Here is a 15,079-nt window from a genome sequence, read left to right as displayed (position 1 = left end):
TTCGGCGGCGAAAATTCAGGCCTCGCTCAACGCCTTCACTTGCGCCGCGCTGAGCTTCAGCGTTGCCGCCCTAGCGAAGCTCTCTACCTGAGCCACGCTGGTGGCACTGGCGATGGGCGCGGTCACACCTTCGCGGGCGATCAGCCAGGCCAGGGCCACTTCTGCGGGCTTGGCGCCATGATCGGCCGCGACGCCGTCCAACACTTCGAGCAGCGCCAGGCCACGTTGGTCCAGGTACTTGCCGACTTTCTCGCCGCGCTTGCTCTGGCTCAGGTCGGCCTTGCTGCGGTACTTGCCCGAGAGAAACCCCGACGCCAGGCTGTAGTAGGTGACCACGCCGATAGTGTTGTCGATGCAGGTCTCGCGCAGCGCGCCATCGAAGCTGGCGCGGTCGTACAGGTTGTACTCCGGTTGCAGCACCTGATAGGCCGGCAAGCCCTGTTCCTTGGCCACCTTCAGCGATTCCTGCAACTGCGCGGCGTCCAGATTGGACGCGCCCACCGAGCGGATCTTGCCGGCCTTGAGCGCGGCGTCATAGGCACTCAGGGTTTCGGCATAGGGCGTCTGCGGATCGGGCCAGTGGGAGAAATACAGGTCGATATGATCGGTGCCCAAGCGTGCCAGCGAAGCGTCGAGCGCCTTGGGAATATAGGCACCGGACAGACCCTTGTTGCCCTGGCCCATGTCGGCACCGACCTTGGTGAAGATCGCCACCTTCTCACGTGCACCAGGGCGCGCCTTGAGCCAGCGACCGATAATGGTTTCGGATTCACCCCCCTTGTTGCCGTCGGCCCAGGCCGAGTAGACATCGGCGGTATCGATGGCGTTGAAGCCATGATCGACGAAGGCATCGAGCACGGCGAAACTGGTCTTTTCATCGATGGTCCAGCCAAACACATTGCCGCCGAACACCAGCGGGACGATATCGATACCGGTATTGCCAAGTGGACGCTTGTGCATTTCGCTCTCCTTGAACGAGGGATGGAAACCAGAAGGTATGAAAGCTGACGCCATCTTGCGCCTTTGGTTCGCACTGGCTGGATGAAATCTGCTCTCAGGTCGGCTCAGGTGACACCTGTGCGAGCAAAGCTTGCTCGCGAAAGGGCCGCCAGCATCGCCGCAGACGTCACTGGCAAAATCACCACCCCACTCAACCACTGAACCCCACAAACCACTGACTCAGCGCCTCGATGAACAACCCCACCTTGCGCGACTGCGCGGAGCGCACCGGGTGTATCCCGTAAAACGACACCGGCTCCGGTTCGTACGTGTCGAGCACGGTGCACAGGCGGCCGTCGGCAACCTGGGCCGCCACTTCCCACCAGGACTTCTGGGTCAGGCCCAGGCCCTGCAACGCCCAGTCGATGGGCAGCTCGGAGTTGCTCGCCACCAGCGCGCCCTCGACCCGCAAGGTCTGCGCCTGTGCCCCCCGGCCGAAGCGCCAGTCGGCATGAAAGTGCCCCTCGTGATTGAACAGCAGGCAACGGTGTCGATGCAGATCCGCAGGCGTCACGGGCGTACCGGCCGCGCGCAGATAGGCAGGACTGGCCACCACTACCCGGCGTGTGTCGAACAACTGGCGACCGGTGAACTGGCTGTCGATCAGCGGGCCGCCGCGCACGGCGATATCGAAGCCCTCGCCGACGATGTCGCTGAAGCGATCGTCGAGGGTCAAGTGCACCTGAATCTGCGGATGCGCCTGGCAGAACGCGCCGACCAAGGGCGCGATATGCCGCCGACCCAGCGGGCCCGGCGCCGTCACCCGCAGCGGGCCGCGCGGCGCCACGCTGGCCTCCAGCACCAGGGACTCCAGCGCGGCGATGTCGGCGACGATGTCCTGCGCCCGCTCAAGGTAGAGCTGCCCGCTCTCGGTAAGCATCTGGCTGCGGGTGGTGCGGTGCAGCAGCTTCACACCCAGGCGGCTTTCCAGGGCCTTGACCCGATCGCTGACCACCGAGCTGGCCAGGCCCAGGCTACGCCCCGCCGCTGAGAATCCACCCTGGCGGGCCACCTCGACGAATACCGCCATATCGGAGATTTCATGCATGGCAATTGTCCGGTTTTTCGGAAAGACATTCCGAGAATATCCGGTTTCTGCCATGGGCGCTGTTGCCGATACTGGGGCTTTCCCACAGGAGATTGCCCTATGGCCCTGAATCGCCGCTTCGCCTTGCCGCTGTTGACCCTCACTGCAGTGCTGGCCGCCAATGCCGCCAACGCCGCTCCGCCTGCGTTGATCACCACGCAAAAACTGCCCTGGCAGACCGCTGAACAGCTAGCCAGCAAGGCGGTGCAGATCTGCGCGGCGCGGGGCTATTCGGTGACGGCCGCGGTGGTCGATCCATCCGGGCACGAACAGGCGGTGATCAAGGGCGATACGGTGCCGTTGCAGTCGTTGTCGGTGTCCTATCGCAAGGCCTATACGGCGTTTTCCTATGGCCAGGCGTTCGACAAGAACAGCACCAGCGAGCTGATCGCCGCGCATCTGGACGGCCCCACCAACGGCGCGCTGAATACCGTGCCCGAGGTGTTGTTCATTCCCGGTGGCGTGACCTTGCGCCGTGCCGATCATCAGGTGATCGGCGGTCTGGGGGTGTCCGGGGCGCCAGGTGGCGACAAGGATGAAGCCTGCGCCAGCGAGGCGGTGAAGGCGTTTCAGGCTTCTTTCCAGTAAGCACTGACGACCTTGAATGTAGCGAGGGTGCTCGCCCCGAAAGCTCAAGATCCGCGCAGAGAGCAGATGTGGGGCGAATCCCTGTTACGGCGCCCCCTCGCTATTATTCCAGCAGTGACGGTCACACCTTGAACTGCCTCAACAACCCATTCAACTGCTCACTCAAGCCCTTGAGCTGCAAGCTCGCCACGTTCGATTGCTCCGCCGCCAGCGCCGCATGGCGAGACAGTTGCGCGGCCTGGGTGACGTTCTGATTGATGTCCTCTACCACATGGGACTGCTGCAAGGTCGCACTGGCGATCGACGCATTCAGCCCGTTGATATTGCCTAACGCATTGCGAATCGACGTCAGGCTGTTACCCGCCAGCTCCGCTTGCTCGATGGTCAACTGCGAGGCGCGACTGCTGTCGCCGATCACTTTCACGGCGGCATCGGAATGGCTCTGCAGGCGCTCGATCATGCTGTGGATTTCAGCGGTGGATTTCTGCGTACGCTGGGCCAGCAGGCGCACCTCGTCTGCCACCACCGCAAAGCCACGGCCCTGATCCCCTGCCCGCGCTGCCTCGATGGCGGCGTTGAGGGCCAGCAGGTTGGTCTGCTCGGCAATCGAGCTGATCACTTCCAGCACGCTGCCGATCTGCGTGCTCTCGCTGGCCAGGGTGCGGATCACCCCGACAGCTTGATCGATGGTGCCGGACAACGCGCCGATCTGGCGCAGGCTGCTGTCGATATTCGCTTGCCCTTGCTGCGCCTGGGATTGCGCGTCGCGCATCTCGCTGGCGGCATGCTCGGCGTTCTTGGCCACATCCTGAACGCCATAAGTGACCTCGTTGACCGCAGTTGCCACCAGCTCCATCTGCTCGGATTGCTGCTGGCTGCGCGCTTGCGCCTGATCGGCGTTGCTGCCCAGTTCCAGCGATGCCTGGCCAAGGCCAGTGGCCGATTGCTGCAGCTCGCCGACCACCCGGCGCAGCTTGGCGGTGAAGCCATTGAAGTGCCGGGCCAATTGGGTGACCTCGTCATTGCCATCGGTGGACAGGCTGCGCGTCAGGTCGCTTTCGCCGCTGGCGATATTGGCCATGGCCTGCACGGTGGTATTGAGCGGGCCGAGAATGCTGCGCGAGATCATCACCAGCAGCGCCATCATCGCCACAATGATCGCCAGACTGATCGACGAGGCTTTCCAGACCTGATGCACGAACTCGGCCTGCACGTCGTCGACATACACCCCCGAGCCGATGATCCAGCCCCAGGGCGCGAACAGGCTCACGTAGGAGGTCTTGGCCACCGGCTCACTGGCGCCCGGTTTGGGCCAGCGGTAGTTGATCATCCCTGCGCCCTTGGTCTTGGCCACGGTGACCATCTCGTTGAACACCTGGAAACCGTCCGGGTCCTTGATGCCCGACAGATCCTGGCCCACCAACTTGGGGCTGGTCGGGTGCATGATCATCACGGGGCGCAAGTCGTTGATCCAGAAGTAATCGGTCTGGTTGTAGCGCAGCGCGCGAATGGCTTCGATGGCCTGTTGCTGGGCCTGTTCACGGGTCAGGGTGCCGGCCTTTTCGAGGCCCTGGAAATACTCCAGCACGCCATTGGCGGTCTGCACCACGTGCATGGTTTTCAGTGCCTTGGCGTCGTAGAGGTCATCGTGAATCTGCTTGAGCATGGCCCCGGACATCACCACTAGCATCAGCACCGCGACAACCAGAATGAGCCAAAGCCGTCGACTGATGGAAAGACTACGCATATTCATGACCCTCGATGGAGTTATTGCTTTTGTTATAGGCATAGCAGGTCGGCGCACGAATGCGCTGTTACTTCCAAGGCTGTCGGCGTCTTTCGATTAAACATTAGCGCAGCGCCCCACTGTGCTGGATTACGGCAGAAGCGTCGTGACCCAGTGGTGGGCCGTACAGCCAGTCGATTCGGGGCAGGCCCCTTCACTGCACTGCCCGCGGTACAAGCCCGAGCCCGGTCGCGAGAGGGTTGGCCCCCGAAGGCGTCAGGCACTCGGCAAGCATATCCAGCAGCGCCCGCACCTTGGGCTGCATCTCGCGGCTCTTGAGCCACACCAAATTCATCTGCAAGCCATCGGTGGCCAGGTGCGGCAGCACTTCCACGACACTGCCGTCCTGCAAATACCGCGACGCCAGCCAGGTGGGCAGCTGCGCGATGCCCTGCCCGGCCTGCACCGCCATCAACTGCCCCTCGCCGTCACCGACCGCGATGCGCGCGGGCATGACGCGCCGCTCCATCTCACCCGGTTGCGCGCCAGCGAAATACCAGGGATTGGCCATGCCGTTGCCATCGCCGTAGACCACGCAGCTGTGCTGCTCGAGGTCGCGTTCGTCGAGTGGCTCGCCATGGGCCTGCAGGTACTGCGGCGAAGCGCAGAATATCAAGCGCTGCGCACCCAGATAGCGATGCCCGAGGGCGGCCGGCCAGGCGTCAGGGCCGCCAATGCGCACGACGATATCGATGCCCTCTTCCACCGGCTGGACGAAGCGATCGGAGAACGAGATGTGCGGCAGCAACAGTGGGTGATCAGCGACGAAGCGCAGAATGGCCGGCAATACATGCAGCCTGCCGTATGAGGCCGGCAGGTCGATACGCACTCGCCCACGGGGTTCGGTGTTCTCGATGTCCAGCGCCAGCTCGGCCTCTTCGAGATCGGCCAGCACCTGAGTGCAGGTGCGATAAAAGGTTGTGCCGGCATCGGTCAGCGCCAGTCGCCGGGTGGTGCGTTGGAACAGGCGCGTGCCCAAGCGATTCTCGAGGCGCGCAATGCCCTTGCTGACCGCCGAGCTGCTGAGATTGAGGCGCTCGGCCGCTGCGGTAAAACTGCCTTGGTCGGCTACGCAGACAAACACATCGATGCCCTTGAGGCGTTCTGAAGCAAACATGGCGAGCCCTATTGATGAATCTGATTCCGGCTATTCGAGCATATATAGCCAGGATCCGCGCTTAATTCTTCAATAGACTCGCGCAAATTTCTTTTCGAGTGTGATTGCGATGCCAACCTCTTCCACGGCGCAAGCCCCTGCACTGCCGCGCGCAGGCAGTGGCCTGCAGATTCTGATCATGGCCGTTGCCGCGTTCATTATCGTCACCACTGAGTTCCTGATCGTCGGCCTGCTGCCGGCGCTGGCGCGTGACATGAACATCTCCGTCGCCCTGGCCGGCCAGGTGGTCACCCTGTTCGCCTTCACCGTGATGCTATTCGGGCCGTTCCTGACCGCGCGCCTGGCTCATCTGGATCGCAAGAAGCTGTTCATCGGCATCCTGCTGGTGTTCGCCGCGTCCAACGCGCTGGCGGCGCTGTCGACCAATATCTGGGTGCTGGCTCTGGCGCGCTTCATTCCGGCGCTGGGCTTGCCGGTGTTCTGGGGCACCGCCAGTGAGACCGCCGGGCAATTGGCCGGGCCGGGCAACGAGGGCAAAGGCGTGTCCAAGGTGTACCTGGGCATCAGCGCGGCGCTGGTGTTCGGCGTGCCGCTGGGCACCCTGGCGGCGGACACGGTGGGTTGGCGCGGCAGTTTCTGGATTCTGGTGGCGCTGTCGCTGCTGATCGCGGCGTTGTTGCAACTGTGCATGCCGACATTGCCGGCCTCGCCGGTCAAGGCAGCCGGTGAAAAGCAGACGGCGATCCTCAAGGAACCGCGTTTTCTGGCCCACGTACTGCTGTCGATTCTGGCCTTCACGGCGATGTTCACCGCCTACACCTACCTGGCCGACATCCTCGAACGCCTGGCGCACGTGTCGGCTGGCCAGGTCGGCTGGTGGCTGATGGGCTTCGGTGCGGTGGGCATGATCGGCAACCAGATCGGCGGGCGGCTGGTGGACCGTACACCGTTGGGGGCGATGGTGCTGTTTCTGTTGGTCCTCGCTGCCGGGATGCTGGCGACCGTGCCCCTGGCGGACAATCGTGTTGGCCTGGTGCTGGCGCTGATCGCCTGGGGTGTCGCTTACACGGCGCTGTTCCCGATCTGCCAGGTGCGCGTGATGCAGGCCGGGGCCAAGGCTCAGGCGCTGGCGGCAACCATGAACATTTCGGCTGCCAACGCCGGGATCGGCCTGGGCGCGATCTACGGTGGCATCGGGATTGGACACTTCGGCTTGCAATCGCTGGGGGTGATCGCCAGCGCGATTGCGGCGGTGGGTGTGGTGCTGGCGGTGTTGATGATGCGTCGTAGACAGGCGCCGGGCGTATCGGCCTAACCGCCGCGCTGTGTACCTGCTTGATCGGCAATCTCGTTCCACAGGTGCATGGCGGCATAGGCCCGCCAGGGTCGCCATCCTTCACTGCATACTGCCTGCTGCGCGGGCTTGAGCAACGTCGGATGTTGACGGGCAATGGCCTGCATCAGTACCAGGTCGCTGCCGGGCCAGGCGTCGGTATCGCGCCAGGCGCGCATGGCCACGTACTCCACCGTCCAGGGGCCGATGCCCGGCAACCCCAGCAAGGCCTTGCGCAGCGCCGCAATATCGCTGGCCCCGGTCGCGAGGGCAGGTGCGTCGATGGGCAAACCGTCAGCCACGGCCTGGGCAAAATTCTGCAGAGCCGCAACACGCTTGGTCGGCATGCCGATCAGGTTCAAATCCGCCGCTGCCAAAGCGGCCGGAGTCGGGAACTGCCACGCCGCGCCCTCATGACTGGGGCCCTCAGCCGGTCGCCCTGCCCGCGCCACCAGGCGCCCAGTGATGGTGGTCGCGGCCTTGACGCTGACCTGCTGGCCGACGATGGTGCGCACCACCAGTTCAAAGGCCGACCATGCGCCAGGAATCCGCAGCCCCGGCGCCTGGCGGGTCAAGCGCTGCAACCAGGGATCCCGACTCAGGCCCTCGCGCACCTGGGCCGGGTCGGTGTACAGGTCGAACATGTGCATCAGCTTGCCCTCCAGCGCCGCCAGATGACGACTGGCAGGGCCTTCGAGTCGCGCGATCAGGCACGGTCGATGTGAATCCTGGCGCACCCGCAGCAGGCCGCTGTCACCCTGCCAATCCAGGGTCCTGATATAGCAGCCATCCTCTACCGTCTCGACTCCGGCGCTGGAGCGCCCGCCGTAGAATCGCAGCATGCGTTGCCAATCGAAGGGCGCGCGCAATGGCAGTTCGATCTCGTCCACGGGCATGCCCGCTACCTGCTTCATACGCTGCCCTCAGAAATCCAGTGACTGCTGCATCTTCGCCTGCTCGGCAGTGACCCACTTGCTGCGCTTGCCTAGCGTACCGGTGCCGAGCGCTACGGCCCCCGCACCAAACTCGATCTTCAACAGCACCTGCTTGGCCAACAAGCCACCGGCGAACCCGGTCAGTTCCCCCGATGCACCGATCACCCGATGGCAGGGCGCGACGATCGAGATGGGGTTGCGCCCGTTGGCGGCGCCCACCGCGCGCACCGCAGTGGGATGGCCGATCTGCGCGGCGATCTGCGAATAGGTGCGGGTCTGGCCGAAGGGAATGGTCAACAGCGCCTGCCAGACTTTCTGCTGGAAGGCCGTGCCGACGAAATCCAGTGGCAACTCAAAGCGCTGCCGCTGACCGGCGAAGTACTCATCCAGCTGCCGCGCGGTTTCATCCAGCACTACGTGGCTGTCGACCGGCATCATCTCGCCCAGGCGCACGCGATTGGGGCGCTCGACCTCCCAGAGGATGGCGGTCAGGCCGCTGTCACTGGCGACCAGAGTGAGCACGCCGACGGGGGATGGCAGGGGCTTGCAGTAGTAGGCCGTGGCCAAGGGAGATCTCCTGAGGGGCTGCAATGTTGGCGACTATAGCTCAATCGTCGAGGTACAGAACCTGCCGCGCCGGCGTTCAGGGGGCCGGCGAGTGCCCGCGCAATGACCTGGAACTTGCGCCTCCACGACCCCGCCGCGTTATCGGTAAAGTACTCACTTCAGAGAACTTGCAAACGGATAGGCGATACGCACTGCCCAATACGCGAGCAACCACGAACGCAACTACAAATCAATGTGGGTCCCACTCAAGTTGTATTTATGTGGACTCAGTCTCAATAGCCAAGGCACCTACAGAATATGTAAATGATATCTGTTTTCAACTGTTGCAGCCGTCTAGTCTTTTTGCTAGATTGCGCGCCACGAAAATTCATCAAGGACGTGGAATGTTTTTTATCGTATGGCAAGGATGGGGCTTTCTGGCAGTGGCGATCCCGGTCGTCTGCACGCTGCTCTTCCCCAAACTCCCGTTTGGCATGGGCCTTGGTTTATTGGTAGGTGCTGCCCTCAGCGCGTATATCGGCCACCGCTTGAATAATCAAGCGGGTAAATCCTACATCGACAAAGATACCGGCAACGAAGTGGTGTTTCGCAAGAAGCACACGCTGTTCTGGGTGCCGATGCAGTATATCTCCGTAGTGTGGGTGGTGATGGCTATCTATCTAATGGTGGTTAGCCCGCACTGAAGCGGTAGAAGATTGATATAAGTTCTACCATTTCAAAAACATCACCGCGACGCTCGGCCTCCACGACGGAGGTTTATATCGTTTTTTACAGGGATCCGTCATGAAAGACTTCGTTATCAGCGTCAACAACACCGTCCTCTACATTGCCTTGGGCGTGATCTGGCTCACGGCAATCGTCATGGTCTTCCACAGCTTTCTGGCGGGCGTGGGCACCTTCGTGGTCGGCACGCTCAGCTGGTGCATCGTATCGGGCTTCTGGTTCGTGCAGTCCGCGACCTATGAAGAGCTGCGCAAGCTGAACGCCAAGAGCAACTGAAACAATCAGGCCGCTGAGACCCGTGCTGGCTTTCTACGCTCGCTGGGTCAATGGCTGACGCTATTTACCTTGGCATCACACTTGCCCTCGACCCGAACGGACAATCGCTCACCCACTCAGCCCCCCCGATCCAGCGCAATCTGCGCCTACACCGCATCCCGCAACTCAGCCACAAAACGCCCCGACATCCCCTCGTACAGCGTATTGGTGAACGTCACCACGCGCAGGTCCTGCGCAGCGTCCATCCACCACGAATGCCCATAGGCCCCGCCCCAGCGCAGGCTGCGCACCGACTCGGGCACTACGTTCATTGGCCACGCTCCCGGCCGCCAATAGATACAAAACGCAGCGGCCTATAGCGCAACGGTATTTTTGCCGACACTGGCGCTCGGCATAACCTCGTGCGCTATTTCCGTCGTCTGCCGCAGGTGTCCCGCATGTCCCATACGCTCCATGTCGAACCACTGGCCTTGAGCATCGGGGCACTGATCAGCGGCGTCGACTTGCGCGAGCAGTTGCCCGCCGAACAGGTCGCGGCGATTCGCCAGGCGCTGATCCAGTGGAAGGTGATTTTCTTCCGCGACCAGCCCCTCAGCCATGAGCAACACATAGGTTTTGCCCGGCAGTTCGGCGAACTCACCGTCGGCCACCCGGTATTCGGTTCGGTGGAGGGCTACCCCGAGGTGTATTCGGTGAGCAAGACGCGCTTTGGCAAGCGCTTCGAAGGCCCCAAGCTGATCCGCCCCTGGACCGGCTGGCACACCGACGTAACTGCGGCGATCAATCCCCCGGCGGCCTCGATCCTGCGCGGCGTGACCATCCCGCCCTTCGGTGGCGACACCCAGTGGACCAACCTTGAAGCCGCCTACGACGCCTTGTCGCCGACCCTGCGCGGCTTCCTTGAAACCCTGCGCGGCGAGCACCGCTTCACTGCCCCCGAAGGCATGGCCGGCAAGCGCGAGTTCCATGACAAGGTGGCCGCGCGCGAACTGGTCAGCCTGCATCCGCTGGTACGCGTGCATCCCGAAAGCGGGCGCAAGAGCCTGTACGTGAGCCCGGGGTTTCTCAAGCGCATCGACGGTCTCACCCCGCGCGAAAGCGAGCAGTTGCTGGCGCTGCTGTTCGAGCACGTGATCCAGCCGGAATTCACCGTGCGCTTCAAATGGAGCGAAGGCGCCATCGCCTTCTGGGATAACCGTTCCACCGCGCATCTGGCGCCCAGGGAGCTCACCGAGTTGAATCACGACCGCCAGCTCTACCGCATCACCCTGGTCGGCGATATTCCTGTCGGCGTGAATGGTTTGCACTCCGAGGTGCTGGCGGGCGAACCAGTGCTGGCCTATGCCGCCGCGCAGGGCTGACGTGACCCCTTGCACACCCCTGCGTGCCCGGTAAAACGTTGCCTGGCACACACCCCGACATCCTGCTCTTTACTCAGACCGCGCGCGCCGTTCTAATAGCCGGCTTCGCGCCGGGGCCGACTCCAGAGCCCTGCGCTGCACACAAGGAAGCGTGGTCATGATTATCGGCATCGACCTGGGCACCACCAACAGCCTGGTCGCCGCCTGGGATGGCGAACAGGCGCGCCTGCTGCCCAATGCCCTGGGCAACTTGCTCACCCCCAGCGTCGTCGGCCTCGACGACCAGGGCCAACTGGTGGCCGGCGACATCGCCCGCGAACGCCTGCAGACACACCCTCATTTGACCACCGCGCTGTTCAAGCGGCACATGGGCAGCGCCCAGGAAACCCGCCTGGGTACCAAGGCCTATCGCCCCGAAGAGCTCTCGGCGATGCTGCTCGGCAGCCTCAAGGCCGACGCCGAGCGCGCCTTGGGCCAACCGGTCACCGAGGCAGTGATCAGCGTGCCGGCGTACTTCAGCGACGCCCAGCGCAAGGCCACGCGTATCGCGGGCGAGCTGGCCGGGCTGAAGGTCGAAAAGCTCATCAACGAACCCACCGCCGCCGCCCTCGCCTACGGTTTGCACCAGAAGGACGAGACCACTTTTCTGGTCTTCGACCTGGGGGGCGGCACCTTCGACGTGTCGGTGCTGGAGCTGTTCGAAGGGGTGATGGAGGTGCGTGCCAGCGCTGGCGACAACTTCCTCGGCGGTGAGGATTTCGATGATCGCCTGGTGGCCCACTTCATCGCCAAGCTCGGTACCGCCTTGCCGGATACCACTCGCCCCGGCATCAACCAACGCCTGCGCCGCGAAGCACAACGCGTGCGCCACGCTCTGGGCACCACCCAGCAGGCGCGGTTTACCCTGCGCGCCGATGATCAGGAATGGCACCTGGACCTGACCCAGGATGATCTGTTCGAGATCGTCCAGCCGTTGCTCGATCGCCTGCGTGCGCCCATCGAGCGCGCCCTGCGCGATGCGCGGATCAAAGCCGCGGACCTCGACGAAGTGCTGCTGGTCGGCGGCACCACGCGCATGCCGCTGGTGCGCAAGCTGGTCGCCACCCTGTTCGGCCGCATCCCGGCGATGCAGCTCAATCCAGATGAAGTCGTGGCCCAGGGCGCGGCCATTCAGGCAGCGCTCAAGGCCCGCGACGCCTCGCTCGAAGAAGTCGTCATGACCGATGTCTGCCCTTATACCTTGGGTATCGAGACCTCGGTGCGCCAAGGTCAAGGCTATCAGGCGGGTCACTACCTGCCGATCATCGAACGCAACAGCGTGGTGCCGATCAGTCGCTCGCAAACCGTCTCCACCCTGCGCGACGAGCAGAGCGCGGTCATCGTCAGGATCTACCAAGGCGAAAGCCGGCTGGTGAAGAACAACATCTACCTCGGCGAGCTGGAAATCGCCGTGCCGCCGCGCAAGGCTGGCGAGGTCGACCTCGAGGTGCGCTTTACCTACGACAACAACGGTTTGCTCGAAGCCCAGGTGCATTTGCCGATCAATGGTGAAACCCGCCTGCTGGTGATCGAGAACAACCCCGGCGTGCTCGCCAAGGAAGAGATCGCCCAACGCCTGGCCGCCCTGCAGGCGCTCAAGGTGCACCCGCGCGACCAGCAGACCAACACCCTGCTGCTGGCCCGCCTCGACCGTCTGTACCAGGAAAACCTCGGCGACCGCCGCCAGTACATGGCGCACCTGGCCGGGCAGTTTCAGCAGTTGCTGGACACTCAGGACGAACGCCAGATCCGCGAGGCGCACAGCGATATCATGGCGCGCCTCGTGCAATTCGAGCTCGAGGGGTAGGCGGCCATGGGGCACTGGCAACTCCTGCAACTGGAACCCGAAGCCGACGAGCGCAGCATCAAGCGCGCCTATGCGCGGCTGCTCAAGATCCATCGCCCGGACGAAGACGCTGCGGCCTTTCAGCGCTTGCGCGAGGCCTACGATGCAGCGCTGCAAGAGGCACGCTGGCGCGCCGACGTGTACGCGCAAGAACCGATTGAATCAGCGCCCAGCCCGGCGTTGACACCGGCGCCCGAGGTTGCGCCGCAGATGGCGCCGACGCTCGAACCGCTGGCGACCCCGGCGCCAACCGTGCCACCGCGGCAACCGTCCCCCACCCAGGTCAACCCTGCGCCTTTCGAGTTCATATCCAGCGCCAGCGCCCCGGATGTCTCCCTGGCGCAGATGCGTGAATGGCTGGCCGAGGGGCATGAACGTCCGGTGTTCGAAGCCTTGCAGCTGTGGCTCGCCAGCGATTGGCTGCTGCCGTTCGATCGTCGCCAACAGTTCGAACAGGACGTCCTCGAATGGCTCGAAGGTGCACCACGCTGGTCGCCGGCGTTTTTCGAGCGTGTGTCTCAAGCGATGGGCTGGGATGAGGAGCGCGGTGATCTGCCGTGCAACCACTGGCGCTGGGGCGCGTTGATCCGCCGCTGCGAAGCGGCCGCCTGGGCCGATACCCTGCAGCGTGAGCTGCAACAGGACCCCCCCAAGCAAGCGCGTGAGCGGGCTGCGGCGTTTCTGCTCAAGCCCATGAGTGACGCCCGCCGCCGCGCCATGGCGGACCGTTTCAAGGCCGAAGACTGGCAAGCCTGCGAAGCGCTGAGCGATGACCTCGCCTACCAGTACCCAGAGGTAGCGCAACACCTTGGCATGCCGTTGCTGGAAAACTGGCGGGACTGGCAAAGCGCCCCACTCAATAACGCGATCTACTTCTATCTCTGGCTGGCTATTGCGCTGGTGATGGCCTGCGCCAACGTGCTGGCACCGACAGGTGACAAACCGGGCGATCTCGGTGCCACACTGGTGGTCGACTCGGTGGTCATGGTGCCGCTGCTGCTGTTCGCCGGTACCGCGCTGCACTGGCTCTGGCGCCAACTGGCCATAAAGATGAGCCGCCTGGATATCTGGCTGACCCGCAAGATGCTGCCGCAACACTGGTATTGCCAAGGCACGCGGCTGCTGGTGTTGCGTCATTTGTTGCCCTGCTGGGTATTGGCGGACTTCGCCGCCGACCGTACTGCGGTCGTCCCGGGGTTCTATTGGCCGACCTTCGCGCTGATATTCGCAGGGGGTGCACTGCTGACCCGCCTGTCCCAGCGCGGTCAGGTGCCCGTACCCTGGGCCAGGCCCACCTATGCTGCAGCCGCCTGGTTGCGCAAAGCGGCGGGCGGCAAAGACGAACTGAAAGAGCGCGCCAGGATAGGCTTCTTCCTGCTGATGATAGTGCTGTACATCGTGGGCAAGATGCTGGGTCACTGACCAGGCATATTATAAATATTACGAATCTCATCAAGTCCCGTTATTAAAATAGATCATCTGGAAAGATCTGAGGTTATTCACAAAAAGACTTTCACTGGCGTTTTTAATACCCCTAGGATGGGCCGGCCAATCGCTATTTCGGACGCCCCATGACTACTTCCCAGCGCTCTGCGTCGGCCACGCTGATCATCGATAAACCGGCCGCCGCAGTAGCGCGAGCCGCAGCACGAAAACCCCGGCTGCCTGCTTGGGTGATTCGCTGCATCAGCCCGCTGGCGATACTGCTGCTCTGGCAACTGAGCTCGCAGCTTGGCTGGCTGCCCTCGCGTGTCATCGCCGCGCCCTCGCAGATCGGCGATACGCTGTGGGCGATGATCCTCTCCGGCGAGCTGGCGAAAAACCTGCTGGTGTCGCTGCAACGGGCGGTGGCGGGGCTGGTGATCGGCGTCAGTATCGGCGTGGTTGCCGCATTGATCAGTGGCCTGTCCAAGCGCGGCGAGGTGATCCTCGATTCACCCATGCAAATGCTGCGCACCATCCCCTCCTTGGCGCTGGTGCCGCTGTTCATCCTCTGGTTCGGCATCGGCGAGTTCACCAAGGTCGCCCTGATCGTACTGGGTACCACCTTCCCGGTGTACCTGAACCTTTTTTCCGGTATTCGCAACATCGACCCCAAACTCATCGAGGCGGCCAACACCCTGGGCCTCAATCGCGCCGAATTGATCTGGCACGTGATCCTGCCGGGCGCCCTGCCGTCGTTCTTCGTCGGCCTGCGTTACGCCTTGGGTGTGTCGTGGCTGGCATTGGTGTTCGTCGAGCAGATCAACACCACGGCCGGCATCGGTTTTCTCGCAAGCGACGCGCGGGACTTCATGCGCACCGATGTGATCGTCATCTGCTTGCTGATCTATAGCGTGCTGGGGTTGTTGATCGATGGCCTGATTCGCACCCTGGAACGTTTCGCGCTGGCCTGGCGCCCCACTTTTACAAGGACTTGACG

The 15,079-nt window shown here is 63.2% G+C and carries 14 protein-coding genes and 1 pseudogene; 8 read left to right on the top strand and 7 right to left on the bottom strand.

From position 1 onward, the window contains the following. Positions 1-15: 15 nt before the first annotated feature. Positions 16-960 (bottom strand): aldo/keto reductase, encoded by a 945-nt coding sequence (locus LIX93_RS00290; RefSeq protein WP_226502016.1) that lies wholly within the window; start codon positions 958-960, stop codon positions 16-18. A 190-nt stretch (positions 961-1,150) separates the two neighbouring features. Next, positions 1,151-2,047, bottom strand: coding sequence for a LysR family transcriptional regulator (locus LIX93_RS00285; RefSeq protein ID WP_226502015.1), 897 nt, complete (start codon positions 2,045-2,047; stop codon positions 1,151-1,153). 99 nt (positions 2,048-2,146) lie between these two features. Here LIX93_RS00285 and LIX93_RS00280 point away from each other — a divergent pair, with 99 nt between their 5' ends. Then, positions 2,147-2,674 carry a heme-binding protein gene (locus tag LIX93_RS00280; protein WP_226502014.1) on the top strand — a complete coding sequence of 176 codons (528 nt, stop codon included), beginning with the start codon at positions 2,147-2,149 and terminating at the stop codon, positions 2,672-2,674. Positions 2,675-2,795: 121 nt separating this feature from the next. Here LIX93_RS00280 and LIX93_RS00275 read toward each other — a convergent pair whose 3' ends face one another. After that, positions 2,796-4,427, bottom strand: coding sequence for a methyl-accepting chemotaxis protein (locus tag LIX93_RS00275; protein ID WP_226502013.1), 1,632 nt, complete (start codon positions 4,425-4,427; stop codon positions 2,796-2,798). Positions 4,428-4,614: 187 nt separating this feature from the next. Continuing rightward, complete coding sequence (locus tag LIX93_RS00270) at positions 4,615-5,577, bottom strand: LysR substrate-binding domain-containing protein (RefSeq protein ID WP_226502012.1); 963 nt, start codon at positions 5,575-5,577, stop codon at positions 4,615-4,617. 109 nt (positions 5,578-5,686) lie between these two features. On the opposite strand from LIX93_RS00270, the gene LIX93_RS00265 reads away from it, so the two are divergent. After that, a complete protein-coding gene (locus tag LIX93_RS00265) occupies positions 5,687-6,892 on the top strand; it encodes an MFS transporter (protein ID WP_226502011.1) in 1,206 nt (401 codons plus the stop codon). Here LIX93_RS00265 and LIX93_RS00260 read toward each other — a convergent pair. Further along, a complete protein-coding gene (locus tag LIX93_RS00260; protein ID WP_226502010.1) occupies positions 6,889-7,824 on the bottom strand; it encodes an AlkA N-terminal domain-containing protein in 936 nt (311 codons plus the stop codon). The genes LIX93_RS00265 and LIX93_RS00260 overlap by 4 nt on opposite strands. 9 nt (positions 7,825-7,833) lie before the next feature. Further along, on the bottom strand, positions 7,834-8,412 hold the full coding sequence (locus LIX93_RS00255) for a methylated-DNA--[protein]-cysteine S-methyltransferase (RefSeq protein WP_275948739.1): 579 nt from the start codon (positions 8,410-8,412) through the stop codon (positions 7,834-7,836). 383 nt (positions 8,413-8,795) lie between these two features. On the opposite strand from LIX93_RS00255, the gene LIX93_RS00250 reads away from it, so the two are divergent. Together LIX93_RS00250 and LIX93_RS00245 are read left to right on the top strand one after the other, a co-directional pair. Then, positions 8,796-9,095: a hypothetical protein gene (locus LIX93_RS00250; RefSeq protein WP_226502009.1), complete on the top strand. Its 300-nt coding sequence runs from the start codon at positions 8,796-8,798 to the stop codon at positions 9,093-9,095. A gap of 100 nt (positions 9,096-9,195) precedes the next feature. Further along, positions 9,196-9,411 (top strand): hypothetical protein, encoded by a 216-nt coding sequence (locus tag LIX93_RS00245; RefSeq protein WP_226502008.1) that lies wholly within the window; start codon positions 9,196-9,198, stop codon positions 9,409-9,411. A 146-nt stretch (positions 9,412-9,557) separates the two neighbouring features. Here LIX93_RS00245 and LIX93_RS00240 read toward each other — a convergent pair. After that, positions 9,558-9,710: pseudogene (locus LIX93_RS00240) on the bottom strand (serine hydrolase); the annotation flags it as partial. A 138-nt stretch (positions 9,711-9,848) separates the two neighbouring features. On the opposite strand from LIX93_RS00240, the gene LIX93_RS00235 reads away from it, so the two are divergent. From LIX93_RS00235 to LIX93_RS00220, 4 genes are all read left to right on the top strand, one after another. Beyond that, the gene (locus LIX93_RS00235; RefSeq protein WP_226502007.1) at positions 9,849-10,772 is read left to right on the top strand and encodes a TauD/TfdA family dioxygenase; all 924 of its coding nucleotides are present in this window, start codon (positions 9,849-9,851) and stop codon (positions 10,770-10,772) included. A 157-nt stretch (positions 10,773-10,929) separates the two neighbouring features. After that, the gene (locus tag LIX93_RS00230) at positions 10,930-12,618 is read left to right on the top strand and encodes a molecular chaperone HscC (RefSeq protein WP_226502006.1); all 1,689 of its coding nucleotides are present in this window, start codon (positions 10,930-10,932) and stop codon (positions 12,616-12,618) included. Positions 12,619-12,624: 6 nt separating this feature from the next. Further along, on the top strand, positions 12,625-14,079 hold the full coding sequence (locus tag LIX93_RS00225; RefSeq protein ID WP_226502005.1) for a J domain-containing protein: 1,455 nt from the start codon (positions 12,625-12,627) through the stop codon (positions 14,077-14,079). Positions 14,080-14,228: 149 nt separating this feature from the next. Further along, complete coding sequence (locus tag LIX93_RS00220) at positions 14,229-15,077, top strand: ABC transporter permease subunit (RefSeq protein WP_226502004.1); 849 nt, start codon at positions 14,229-14,231, stop codon at positions 15,075-15,077. The last annotated feature ends 2 nt before the right edge of the window (positions 15,078-15,079 follow it).

Origin of the sequence: Pseudomonas sp. MWU16-30317 (assembly GCF_020515695.1) — a bacterium.
Lineage (GTDB): Bacteria > Pseudomonadota > Gammaproteobacteria > Pseudomonadales > Pseudomonadaceae > Aquipseudomonas.
This window is presented reverse-complemented; position numbering and strand designations above follow the sequence as displayed.